Genomic DNA, 12011 nt, shown 5'->3' with positions numbered 1-12011 from the left:
ACCGCTCTACCGGGCGATACTCACTACGATCGGTGGTATGAGTTCGCGAGAGCGGAGCTGACGTTAAGAAAGGATGTAAATCTCAAATATCTTGTAAGAAACTTCCTCATTTTTGGTAGGCTTTTGCCATCAGTCTAGAGGAAATGGAATGCCCGCAGTCATAGTTGAAAACGACACATCGCAATGGCAAGACGAAACCGGTGCTGTCTATCACTTCCCCAAGCGGTACCAAGCCTGGCTTGCTGAAGGAACCGAAGTGATCTATTACAAAGGACGCATCAAGGACAAAACCTTTGCTTCTGTCCGCCTCAGCGCCGATCCGCATTATTTTGGTAGGGCACGCATCGGCAAGGTCTACGCAGACCGGAGGAGTGATAAGGGTGACCTTTTTGCTTTGATCGAAAACTTCACTCCGTTTGAAGGCGCTATCCCCTCGAAAATTAACGGAGTGTACCTAGAGACGATCCCCGCTACTCGAGTGAACAACTATTGGCGTGACGGGGTTCGGTCTATTTCCCAACTGGATTACGATGCAATCCTAAGTCATGCGAAGCTCCTGTCTTCCCAGGCTGACCAGGTCGCACCAAATTTCGAAGGCGATCTATTGACCTTTGAATCGGCCAACGAAGGCAGCAAATTAAGTTACTTTGGAACCCGCTACGAGCGCCGGAAAGATCTGAGGGTGAAGGCCATGGCTATCCACGGCCTTGACTGCAAGGCATGTGGCTTTGATTTCGAACAGGCATACGGCGAGCACGCGAAGGGGTTCATTCACGTTCACCATATAGTGCCGATTTCGGACTTTGGTGGTGAGAAAGCCGTGAATCCTGAGACTGACCTCGTTACGTTGTGCGCGAACTGTCACGCGGTAGTCCATCGCAAGCGGCATATGACCCTGAGCGTTGATGAGCTGAAAGGAATGCTGCGCGTGCGATGGGTAATCGAGCCTTAGTTTTCTACTGTGCTCAACCTACGTTCTGTTGTGAGGCTGAACCCTGGATAGTTACATCCTACCGGCGGGCTAGCCGTTACTGTGCCTGGCAAGTCGGCTCTCAAAGTATTGCGCGGTCTCCTGATCAGTACAGTATAGGTAGCAGCCTTTCATCCCACGAGTCATCAATGTTCGATACGTGTTTTTGATGATCAGGTCTGTATCTTGCTGCGCCAGAGCAGGTTGCTCCTTCATCAACTTCTTCCAGCCACGAATCGATTTGTCGTTCTTATCTCGCTCATGCGGCGACGTTACCACCTGCCCATCACGCACGACCAGATCTGGTCCGATGATCACTCCAATATAATCAACTTCCAGCCCTTGGCAGGTGTGGATACAACCGACCTGTTCAATGGAATTCTCAGCGATGATCCACAAGCTGCCATCCTGATCCAGATTCCATTGGCGTGCGTAGTCATTGCCGATAACGATGTCATTGGCCTTGGAGTCTTTCTTGCTGAGCCAAGGCCAGCAATAGCCCGCGACCACACGAGCCTTGTTTCCATGGTTTTTCTCGTCAATGGCGTCATGCAGCGCCTGAGGTGAGTCGAATACCTTGAACTCGTACTCCGAGGTGTTGAGCGTCGGATTTGCTGTCGAGCGAATGCCAAGCATGTCATCCAGCCATGCCATGTAACCGTCAGAACCACTGCAGCGAAACTGTGAAGACAGCACATATTCCTCGACCACAGCACCCTTGGCTTTGGCAAAGGCGCGTATTGCCTGCTTGCTGCCTATGTCGCTCAGGGTCACACGCTGGTCTTCATCGATGAAGAAAATTGAGCATTTCGCTGATTCAATCAGCTCCTTGATCTGGTTTTCTCCAAGGTTCCCATAAAGCCCGCTTTTCTCATTCAGCCGGTGAGCTTCGTCCACGATAAGCGCATCGAATGTGTTGGGCTCAGTGTCGATGAACGCCCCAGAGCCTGAAAAAAAATTCGAGAAATGGCTGCGTTTGATGGTGCCAACCAGTTTGCTTTCGTAGACCTTGCGTGGGGCGGCATTCTTCGAGACATATTTGCTTAACAGCCTCAATTCTGTGAGCCTCACCAGTAAATTGATAGCCAGAACGGTTTTCCCGGTGCCCGGCCCCCCCTCAATGATCAGCACCTTTGGCGCCTGGTCCGAGGCTTCGCTTGCTGCCGCAAGCGCTGATTCAAAAATTGCTTTTTGATCGTCAATCAATACGAACTCTGGCTTGCCTGTCATCAGCCCTTCGAGGGCTTCGGCTAGCGCTTTGGACGGACGGATTTTCCCATCGGACAGTTCGTAGAGAACCTCTTTATTGTCGCCGTGAGCAATATGCTTTTTCAGGAAGCTTCTGAGTTTGGTGAGCTCATCCGGCCCTTTCAGGAACAGTGGGGCTTTGCTGATGTGGGGCTCGTAGTGAGCTGAGTCGATGATGCCGTCGCTGACGTAGTTATGAAGGTAGGCACACGGACGGATCTCGATGCTTTTGTCATACACCGCCTCGTTGAAGCCCTCCAGCAGCGCGGCGTATGACCATACTTGATAGGACGGGTGAATGGTCTCAACGAGGCCGCCACCCAATGCCGTTTTGACGATGGCATCCTTGGTAGTGGCGCTGGCCTTGCTCCATTGCTTCAATTCGATCAAGACGGCTTTTTTTGCCTGATTTTCGTCGCGACCGGTGAGCAGAAAATCGATTCGCTTCGACGACTGCGGAATGTGCAGCTCAATGGCCAGGCCCGCGTCGCTCGGCAGGCCTTCATCCCTAAGGACCTTGGCCATATACGTTAGAGATCCTTGCCACGACCTGATTTCCGACCTGCCAACGGTCTTGCCGGTGGCTTCCTTGAAATGCCTGAGGATCACCTCCTCAATGTCATCGTTATCGTTGTCTTTAAGAAATTGCTGTTTGGTCGCAGCGTAGACGATCACTGGCTGTCCTTAGATTCGAGTTGTTCAGAGTCGGTCGTACTTTTTGCTGCTGCTTTTGGCTTTATCCACGGGGTACTTCTGGCCGTTCGAGGCGAGTTTCCGTGTCACCGCCTCGTTGAGGTCGATGCCGAGCACGCTGCTCAGGCGAACCAGGTACATCAGTACGTCCGCCAGTTCGTCTTTTACGGCTAGGCCGATTTCGGGATCTTTAGCTACGGAGAGCGAATCGGCATCGCTCATCCATTGGAAAATCTCGCACAGCTCTCCTACCTCGCCAGTGAGCGCCAAGATGAGATTTTTTGGGGAGTGGAACTGATGCCAGTCGCGATCATCTGCGAAACGCTGAAGAGATGCGGCAAGCTTCACTACGTCAACCAGTGGCACGGATGAGCTGTCTGAGTCACTCACGGGGGCTATCTCTTGTGTATCAGTGGGGGCAAAAAATGTGTAGGAAATCCGATACTGGATTGTAAGAGTTTTTCTGCTCTCGCAGAATTTTTTGTATTTTTCTTACATGTTATCTGCTGGTAAGAATTGCTTGCAGTGGGGGCTACAAGCGCAGAAAGGCGGGAGCTTCTAGAGGTGCCCAGTGGGTTGAAATCCGCCGGCTCTAAGGTTTGTAAGACGAGAGGCTTATGAAAAAATGACGGACATTGGTCGTTGTTCAGAGTGACGTTGCTGCGTTGCGTGTGAGCCAGTCAGTACGCCAGCCAAGAACAACTCCATATCAAATGGCTTGCTCATGTCCGTCCACCAATGTAGGCAGCGACTACTCGATCCGGTCGTGCCCCAGCTCATAGCTGATTTGCCTTTGAGCTTCACGATCAAGGCTCCTGTCTGCCACGCAACATTGGCCGCCGTTGATCTGCGCTGCAAACCGTCACCGTCGGTGAGGACGTAATCCTTGGACGGGGGTTTGACTCCTTTGAGCCGTCGATCGGAGAGGCGGAGTTTTTGAGCAGGCATGAGATTGTCCTCAGGCTCTGATTTGGTATTCCAAAGATCAGCAACGGATGGCCTGGAATACCGTTTGGAATATCCGAATGGCTGGAATTTAAAAAATATCAGAAGACCGCAAAAGCGCTGGAAGCCCCGTATTTACTGGATTCCAGGCACAAAAAAAGACGTCCGTGGACGTCTTTAGATGATTATTTGGTGGAGCCGGGGGGATTTGAACCCCCGTCCGCCAGTACTCCGCTGTCGGTACTACATGCGTAGCCGTTTCTATTAAGTTAACCCTCAGCGACCCGAAGGGCAGGGTGCTTTGGGCGAGTTGTGTAAGTTTTAGCCGCTTCGTCCACAACGTACTGCACGGCGATTCTGTTCTATATGACAATCACTTTGGGTTTACAGACATCCCCTGGTGATTGCTGGACCCGAAGGTACCAGAAGCTCAGGATCTAAGGCTGCTTACGCAGCGAAAGACAATTCCTGGCCGTAGTTTTCGTCATTGGCAACTATAAGAAGTTGCAACAGTGGATTTACGAGTTCTGTTACCAACTCGGCATGCACCTAAAGTTTCGCGACCGGCGTCGAATCCTAAACGGCCCCGTGCTTGTAACTCGTTGTTTCTTAGTGAGTGACAAGCCTGTGTAGTGTACGCCAAACCTTCGCGGAAGGCCAACCCGAAGGTCGGCCCTATCGCTTACTGACCGCCTTTGTCGCTGTTCTGCAGGTCTTGCAGGGCCTTGGAGGTGATTTCGATGCACTTCTTGTGGTCACCGGCGGCACTGGCTGCTTTCGCTTGGGAGACGGCGGTGTCGATTTCGCCGCTTTTGCCGCTGGTGTCGGTGGCGAGCAGCGCTTTTCCGTTGTTGATTTTGTCCAGGTTGATCTGGCACAGGTCTTTGTCATTGGCCGCAAAAGCGGGGGATGCCAGCATCGCAGCGGTAACGAACAAGCCAGCAAGAGCGGAACGCTTCATCGGGTATCTCCTTGCGCAATAGGGCTCGACGCTGCTGGCGTTGCGGGCTTGCCAGCGACATCACGGATGAGCCTCGTTGGTCGAGGCTTATGCAGATGACTACGCCGGCGCGCAAGGGTTCGGTTTTTTTGCAAGGTTAATGGGCGCGGGCCTGGGTGACGCGGTCCACGAGGTACACCAGCCCGTGGTAATCAATGCCGCCGTGCTGGCTCAGGCCGATTTCGCAGGTGCGGCTGGTGGAGATGCCTTCGCTGCAATGCTGCACCGCGTCCTTGAGGGTGCGCAGTGAGTGGGCGTTGAGTTCCGGCGTGGTGAAGCCTTTGTCGCCGGCAAAGCCGCAGCAGTGAATGCCTTCGGGGATGACGACGGTTTTGGCGCAGCGTCGGGCGAGGTCGATCAACGCCTGGCTTTCACCCAGGTGTTGGGTGCTGCAGGTGACGTGCACGGCGATGGGCGCTTCCTGCGGGGTGAAGTCGAGGCGGTCCATAAGGTGGGTGCGGATAAAGCGTACCGGGTCGTAGAGGTCCAGGCGTGTCTCGCCCAGGTCTTGCACCAGGCGCAGGGTGCACGGGCTGGTGTCGCAATAGATCGGGTCGAGGCCGCCACGGCTGGCGTGGAGCAGGGCGCCGATCAGTTCCTGGCGCTTGTGTTCGGCCTGTTCGGCATAGCCTTTGGAGGCGAAGGGTTGGCCGCAGCACAGGCTGTCCTGATGGTCGGGAAACACGACTTGGTAACCGGCTTTTTCCAGCAGGCTGCGGGTTTTGTCGTACAGCGACATTTGCTCTTTATCACCCGCCGCCGGGCCCATGGCACGTGAGACGCAGGCCGCCAGGTAGACCACCCGTGGTCGCTCGTCGTTGACGGCCGGGCTGAAGCGAATGGCTTTTTCCGGTTGCGGCATGGCGTTGGTCCATTGCGGAATCTGCCCCTTGGACAGGCTGGTCAAGCTGGCCGATAACTTCGCCAGGCGCGGCGCCCCCAGCAGCATGCGGGCGCCATTGGCAACATGCAGGGTAAAGCGCGCACCTTGCAACGCCGTGGCGAAATGGGTGGCGAGCCATTCGGCGGTTTTCGTACGGTTGGCGTCGCGGCTGCGCAGTTTTTTCACCAGGTCGCCGGTATTGATGCCTACGGGGCAGCGTTGGGCGCACAGCCCGGTTGCGGCGCAGGTGTCGATGCCCTGGTAGTGGTAGGCCGCTTCCAGTTCGGTGGTGTCGATGCCATCGCGTTTTTTAGCCTGGATGTCGCGCCAGATCACGATGCGTTGGCGCGGGCTCAGGGTCAGTCCCTTGGACGGGCACACCGGTTCGCAGAACCCGCATTCAATGCACTTATCCACAAGCTCATCGGCGGCGGGCAGGGGCTTGAGGTGCTTGAGGTGAATCTGCGGGTCATGGCTGAGCACTACGTCCGGGTTGAGGATGCCGTTGGGGTCCAGCAGGCGCTTGAGCTGCCACATCAGTTGATAGGCATCACTGCCCCATTCCAGCTCGACAAAGGGCGCCATATTGCGACCAGTGCCGTGTTCGGCTTTCAGTGAGCCGCCAAACTCAACCGCCACCAACTGTGCAACGTCGTCCATGAACGCCTGATAGCGTGCGACCTCGGCGCTGCTGTTGAAGCCCTGGGTGAATACGAAGTGCAGATTGCCTTCCAGGGCGTGTCCGAAAAGGATGGCTTCGTCGTAGTGATGTTTGTCGAACAGTTCGATCAGGCGGTTAACGCCAATCGCCAGTTGCTCGACCGGGAAGGTGACGTCCTCGATGATCACGGTCGTGCCGGTTTTGCGTACGGCGCCCACGGCGGGGAAGGTGTCTTTGCGGATCGCCCAGAGCCGAGCGTTTTCCTGCGGGTCTTCGGTGAAGTCGACTTGTTTCTCCACGGGGAACGAGGCCAGGGAGGCCATGATCAGTTCCCGTTGCTCATGAAGTAATGACGGCGAGGCAGCGCGGGATTCGATCAGCAGCGCGCAGGCATTTTCCGATAGATGCTGTACGAAATCTGGCATGCCCGGCTTGTTCTGTACCGAGCGCAGGCTGCGCCGGTCCAGCAACTCGACCGCCGAGACCGGTTGGGTTTTCAGCACGGTTACTGCATTGCAGCAGGTCTCGACGTCCGGGAACACGATCAGCGCCGAGGCTTTGTTCGGGTGGTCGACCACTGTGTCGTAGGTCACCGCGCTGATAAAACCCAGCGTGCCCTCGGAGCCCACCAGCAAATGGCTGAGGATATCCAGCGGGTCATCAAAATCCACCAGGGCATTGAGCGACAGGCCTGTGGTATTTTTCAGACGGTATTTGTGGCGGATCTTTGCGGCCAGTTCGGTGTTTGCCCGCGTCTCGCGGCCCAGTGCTGCCAGGCGATCAAGCAGCGCGCCATGAGACTGGCGGAAGGCTTGGACGCTGGCGGAGTCTTCGGTGTCCAGGCGGCTGCCGTCGGCCAGCACCAGGCGCATGCCGGCCAGGGTGTGGTAGGTATTTTGTGCCGTACCGCAGCACATGCCACTGGCGTTGTTAGCGACGATGCCGCCGATTTTGCACGCATTGATCGACGCCGGGTCCGGCCCGATCTTGCGCCCGAATGGCGCAAGCCAGGCGTTGGCCTGGGCGCCGATGACGCCGGGTTGCAGACGGATCTGCGTGCCTTGCCCGCGTATTTCGCGGCCATTCCATTGGTCTCCCAGCACGATCAGCACCGAGTCGCTGATGGCCTGGCCGGACAAGCTGGTGCCCGCCGCGCGGAAGGTTACGGGGACGTGATCGCGCTGGGCCAGTTGCAGCAGCGTGACGACCTCGTCTTCAGACTCAACCCGAATCACCAACTGTGGGATCAATCGGTAAAAGCTGGCATCGGTGCCGAAGGCGAGGGTGGAAAGTGCATCGTCAAAACGACGATCTTTCGGAATCAGTTGTGTGACGTCGCTCAGGAATCCAGCAGGCAGGCTCATCGGTCCTCCAGAAATAGCTGACGCCGGCATGGTTGTCCGGCGTCGATTCTTACCCTATTACGTGCGCGTCTCAGTGCACCAGCATACCGGTGAACCAATACGCCTGCGCCAAGGTGATCAGCCCGACGAGGGTGGCAAAAAACAGGCTGTGCTTGAGGGTGAAGCGGAACAGGTCGGATTCTTTGCCCACCAGGCCGGTCGCCGCACAGGCCACGGCGATGGATTGCGGCGAGATCATCTTGCCGGTCACGCCACCGCTGGTATTTGCTGCGACCAGCAAGGTGTCGTTGACGCCGATCTGGTGTGCGGTGGTGGCTTGCAACGAGCTGAACAGGGCATTGGACGAAGTGTCCGAGCCTGTCAGGAAAACCCCAAGCCAGCCGAGGAAAGGCGAGAAGAACGGGAAGGCAGCGCCAGTGCCGGCCAGGACCAGGGCCATGGTGGACGACATGCCCGAGTAGTTGGTGACAAAGGCGAAGGCCAACACCATACCGATGGACAGGATCGGCCAGCGCAGCTCATAGAAGGTTTCTTTTAAAGTGGTAAGACCAGTTTTTAGGTCTATCTTCAGGACGATCATCGAGATCAGCGCGGAGAAGAAGATCGCGGTGCCGGTTGCTGAGATCGGATCCAGCTTGAATACGGCCGGGATGGCGGTGGGGTTGGTGACGATCGGTGCGACTTTGATCACCAGTTGGTCCAGGTGCGGGATTGCAAAGTTGAACACCCAGCTGTACATCGAGCCGCCCGCGGCAAACATGGCCTTGAAGGGTTTGAGGGTCCAGAGGGTGACCAGCACGGTGAGGATCAGGAAGGGTGACCATGCCTTGAAAATCTGCCCCAGGCTGTACGGCGAAACAAGGGTGCTGCGTGGCAAGCCGAAGCCGCCGGCGCTGGCGGTAACCGCAGTGCTCAAGGTGGCACCGGCAATCTGCGCGCCGGCGGTGCGCTTGGGTTGCCAGACTTTCAGGAACAAGGTCAGGGCGATCAGGCTGGCCAGTGCCGAAGTGATGTCTGGCAGTTCCGGGCCGATGAAGTTGGAGGTGAAGTACTGGGTGACGGCGAAGCTCAAGCCCGCCACCAAGGCTGCGGGCCAGGTTTCGCGAACGCCGCGCAAACCGTCCATCATGAACACCAGCCAAAAGGGCACGAACAGCGACAGCAGCGGCAGTTGGCGGCCGGTCATGGCGCCGATCTTGAAGGCGTCGATACCGGTGACTTGGCCTGCAACGATGATCGGGATGCCCAGCGCACCAAAGGCGACTGGCGCGGTGTTGGCAATCAGGCACAGGCCGGCGGCATAGAGTGGGTTGAAACCCAGGCCGACCAGCAGCGCGGCGGTGATGGCCACGGGCGCGCCGAAACCGGCCGCACCTTCGAGGAAGGCGCCGAAGCAGAAGCCGATCAGCAGTACCTGCAGGCGTTGGTCGTCGGTAATCGACAGGACCGAGCTGCGGATGATCTCGAACTGACCGCTCTTGACGGTCAATTTGTACAGAAATACCGCGGCCACGATGATCCACGCAATCGGCCACAAGCCATAGGCAAAGCCGTAGCCTGCGGCGGCCAGGGCCATGTCTACCGGCATCTGGAAGGCGAAAATGGCGACCAGGATCGACAGCGCGAGGGTGATGCTGCCGGCCACGTGCCCCTTGAGGCGGAACACCGCCAGGGCCAGGAAGAAAAATACGATGGGAATAACGGCTGCTAGCGCGGATAGACCGAGACTGCCCAGAGGGTTGTAGAGCTGTTGCCAGGTTTGCATATGGGGTGGCCCCTGATTGTTGTTGTTTGTATGGCTTGGTTAATTGGTAATACCAATTTACAGTCGCTGTGGGCTAGGTTAAGAGGCTTGGTGGGGGTGTGTCAATTTGCCGCCCGCAAAACTTTGGTCGTACCCAGGGCGTTGATTGCTCTGATCGGCTGAATCGAGGGCGTTCTGATAGGTGCCGCGAGCGCGGCGATAGGCCAGAATAGAGGCCCCGGCGAGTGGTCGGGATGGCGGAGAGTGGGTTATGGGGTTTGATCAGGTGCGTCAGCGCCGTTTGTCTGACGATATTGTCGAGCAGCTTGAGGGCATGATCCTTGAGGGCACGTTGAAGTCGGGCGAGCGTTTGCCGGCCGAGCGCGCTTTGGCTGAACAATTTGGCGTGTCGCGTCCTTCGTTGCGCGAAGCGATCCAGAAGCTTGCGGCCAAGGGGTTGTTGGTCAGTCGGCAGGGCGGCGGCAATTATGTCGTGGAATCGCTCGGGTCGACCTTTAGCGACCCTCTGCTGCATTTGCTGGAAAACAATCCTGAAGCGCAGCGGGACCTGCTGGAGTTTCGCCAGACGCTTGAAGCGTCCTGTGCTTATTACGCGGCGTTACGCGCAACGGAAGTTGACCGCGAGCGGCTGACGGCAGCTTTCGAGGCGCTGCAGGATTGTTACGCGCGGGTCGATGAGGTGAGTCGAGTGGAGGAGGGCGCCGCCGATGCGAGGTTTCACCTGGCCATTGCTGAGGCCAGTCATAACGCCGTGTTGCTGCATACTATTCGCGGGCTGTTTGATCTGCTCAAGCGTAACGTGGTGACCAACATTGGCGGCATGTATCAGCAGCGCACCGAGACCCGCGACATGCTGATCAGTCAGCATCGAGATCTGTACCTGGCAATTATTGAAGGGCGGGCCGAGCAGGCGCGGGAGATTTCAACACGTCACCTGCTGTATGTGCAGGAAGTGCTGGAGGAGGTTCGTCAGGAGGTTCAGCGCGTAGCCCGGGCGGAGCGACGCAAGGGCCTGTAGCCTCGGGCGAGTTGCCCGAAGCTACATTGTCACAAGGTTATTCTTCCTTGCCCTTGTTGCGCACCGCGCGATGCAATTCGCGATTGGAGTCGCGCTCGCGTTCGGTATCGCGTTTGTCGTATTCCTTCTTGCCCTTGCCCAGTGCGATTTCGCACTTGACCAGGTGCTTGCTCCAGTACCAGGACAAGCAGATGCAGGCGTAGCCTTTCTGTTGCACTGCCGCAGCGAGTTTTTCCAGCTCGCGGGCATTGAGCAACAGCTTGCGCGTGCGCACCGGGTCGGCAATTACATGAGTGCTCGCGGTGGTCAGCGGGGTGATATGACTGCCAAGCAGCCAAGCCTCGCCATCCTTGAGCAGCACATAGCTGTCGACCAGCTGCAGCTTGCTGGCACGCAGACTCTTTACTTCCCAGCCGGCCAGGACCAGACCAGCCTCGAACCGATGTTCGATGAAGTAATCGTGTCGCGCTTTTTTATTTTGCGCGATGGTCCCTGTGGGGTGTTTCTTTTGTTTAGCCATAGGGGCGGCATTATAGGGAGTTGCGAGCGTGTCGGCTACGGTCAACCTGCGTGCTTGAGCGTGTTGGACGAATCCCGGACAATACGGGCAGTTCTTTGGTTTTTTTCTCTCGCGGATCTGGCTGTTCTTTCGCGATGTTTGCCCGCTCAGCTGTGGAAATAACGCTCACATGACGACGCATATTCAACGTTCGGCCCTGCTGCCCTATCCCGCGCAGGCGCTCTATGACCTGGTCAACGACGTGGCGCGTTACCCGGAATTCCTGCCGTGGTGCTCCACTGCCGAGGTTTTGGAGAGCGGTGACGAGCACATGGTCGCCAGTGTCGGCGTAGCCAAGGGTGGGCTTAGCCAGCACTTTGTTACGCGAAATGTGCTGGTACCTGGGAAATCCATCGAGATGAATCTGCAGGAAGGGCCGTTTACCCAGTTGCATGGCGTATGGGTATTCAAGGCGCTGACGGACAAGGCCTGCAAGATCAGCCTGGATCTGTCTTTCGATTATGCGGGCCCTATTATACGGGCGACGTTGGGACCTTTGTTCAATCAGGCGGCGAATACGCTGGTGGATGCGTTCTGTGAGCGAGCCAAGCAGCTGCATGGTTGAGATTGAGGTGGTGCATGCCGCCGTTGATCGCCAGGTTTTGCTAGGGGTGGCGGTTCCGGTGGGCACGAGCCTGATGGCGGCGGTGCGAATGTCGGGGATCGCTGAGCAATTTCCCCAGTTGGTGCTGGCTGAATGCCCATTGGGGATCTTCGGTAAAGTCGTTGCGAACGCCCATGTGCGTGTTGTGCAGCCGGGTGACCGAATCGAAATCTACCGGCCGTTGCTGGCAGACCCCAAGGAAGTGCGCAGGCAGCGTGCGGCCAAAGCGGCGAAGGCCCGGCAGCAAAACTCCTAAACCACCAGACAGCAAAAAGCCCGGCATGCCGGGCTTTTTGTTGGG

The 12011-nt window shown here is 57.1% G+C and carries 10 protein-coding genes, 1 other RNA gene and 1 pseudogene; 4 read left to right on the top strand and 8 right to left on the bottom strand.

Features of this window, described 5'->3' with window-relative positions; all coding sequences use genetic code 11:
• Window positions 1-148: 148 nt before the first annotated feature.
• Entirely contained in the window at window positions 149-952 is an 804-nt protein-coding gene (locus C4J94_RS23390) for an HNH endonuclease (RefSeq protein ID WP_124388259.1), read from the top strand.
• A 69-nt stretch (window positions 953-1021) separates the two neighbouring features.
• On the opposite strand, the gene C4J94_RS23385 is transcribed toward C4J94_RS23390, so the two are convergent.
• The 7 genes and pseudogenes from C4J94_RS23385 to C4J94_RS23350 form a co-directional block, all read right to left on the bottom strand.
• Window positions 1022-2893, bottom strand: a complete 1872-nt coding sequence (locus C4J94_RS23385; RefSeq protein WP_124388258.1) for a DUF2075 domain-containing protein — start codon at window positions 2891-2893, stop codon at window positions 1022-1024.
• A gap of 24 nt (window positions 2894-2917) precedes the next feature.
• The gene (locus C4J94_RS23380) at window positions 2918-3301 is read right to left on the bottom strand and encodes a nucleotide pyrophosphohydrolase (RefSeq protein WP_124388257.1); all 384 of its coding nucleotides are present in this window, start codon (window positions 3299-3301) and stop codon (window positions 2918-2920) included.
• 332 nt (window positions 3302-3633) lie between these two features.
• Window positions 3634-3764: pseudogene (locus tag C4J94_RS27930) on the bottom strand (integrase); the annotation flags it as partial.
• Between the two features lie 282 nt (window positions 3765-4046).
• Window positions 4047-4444, bottom strand: a transfer-messenger RNA (tmRNA) gene (gene ssrA / locus C4J94_RS23365).
• 94 nt (window positions 4445-4538) lie between these two features.
• Window positions 4539-4817 (bottom strand): hypothetical protein, encoded by a 279-nt coding sequence (locus C4J94_RS23360; RefSeq protein ID WP_124388256.1) that lies wholly within the window; start codon window positions 4815-4817, stop codon window positions 4539-4541.
• Between the two features lie 136 nt (window positions 4818-4953).
• Window positions 4954-7764, bottom strand: a complete 2811-nt coding sequence (locus C4J94_RS23355; protein ID WP_124388255.1) for an FAD-binding and (Fe-S)-binding domain-containing protein — start codon at window positions 7762-7764, stop codon at window positions 4954-4956.
• Window positions 7765-7834: 70 nt separating this feature from the next.
• Window positions 7835-9529 carry a lactate permease LctP family transporter gene (locus tag C4J94_RS23350; RefSeq protein WP_124388254.1) on the bottom strand — a complete coding sequence of 565 codons (1695 nt, stop codon included), beginning with the start codon at window positions 9527-9529 and terminating at the stop codon, window positions 7835-7837.
• A gap of 250 nt (window positions 9530-9779) precedes the next feature.
• Here C4J94_RS23350 and C4J94_RS23345 point away from each other — a divergent pair, with 250 nt between their 5' ends.
• The gene (locus tag C4J94_RS23345) at window positions 9780-10547 is read left to right on the top strand and encodes an FCD domain-containing protein (RefSeq protein WP_124388253.1); all 768 of its coding nucleotides are present in this window, start codon (window positions 9780-9782) and stop codon (window positions 10545-10547) included.
• Window positions 10548-10584: 37 nt separating this feature from the next.
• On the opposite strand, the gene smpB is transcribed toward C4J94_RS23345, so the two are convergent.
• Window positions 10585-11067 carry an SsrA-binding protein SmpB gene (gene smpB / locus C4J94_RS23340; protein WP_003176160.1) on the bottom strand — a complete coding sequence of 161 codons (483 nt, stop codon included), beginning with the start codon at window positions 11065-11067 and terminating at the stop codon, window positions 10585-10587.
• A gap of 169 nt (window positions 11068-11236) precedes the next feature.
• Between smpB and C4J94_RS23335 the strand changes: the two genes are divergently transcribed.
• Together C4J94_RS23335 and C4J94_RS23330 are read left to right on the top strand one after the other, a co-directional pair.
• On the top strand, window positions 11237-11671 hold the full coding sequence (locus C4J94_RS23335) for a type II toxin-antitoxin system RatA family toxin (RefSeq protein WP_124388252.1): 435 nt from the start codon (window positions 11237-11239) through the stop codon (window positions 11669-11671).
• Window positions 11664-11966 carry an RnfH family protein gene (locus C4J94_RS23330; protein ID WP_124388251.1) on the top strand — a complete coding sequence of 101 codons (303 nt, stop codon included), beginning with the start codon at window positions 11664-11666 and terminating at the stop codon, window positions 11964-11966. Before C4J94_RS23335 ends, C4J94_RS23330 begins: the two co-directional genes overlap by 8 nt.
• Window positions 11967-12011: the final 45 nt, after the last annotated feature.

The organism is Pseudomonas sp. R5-89-07 (assembly GCF_003851685.1).
Lineage (GTDB): Bacteria > Pseudomonadota > Gammaproteobacteria > Pseudomonadales > Pseudomonadaceae > Aquipseudomonas.
Note: the sequence above shows the minus strand (reverse complement) of the source record. Positions and strands in the feature narration are given on the sequence as shown.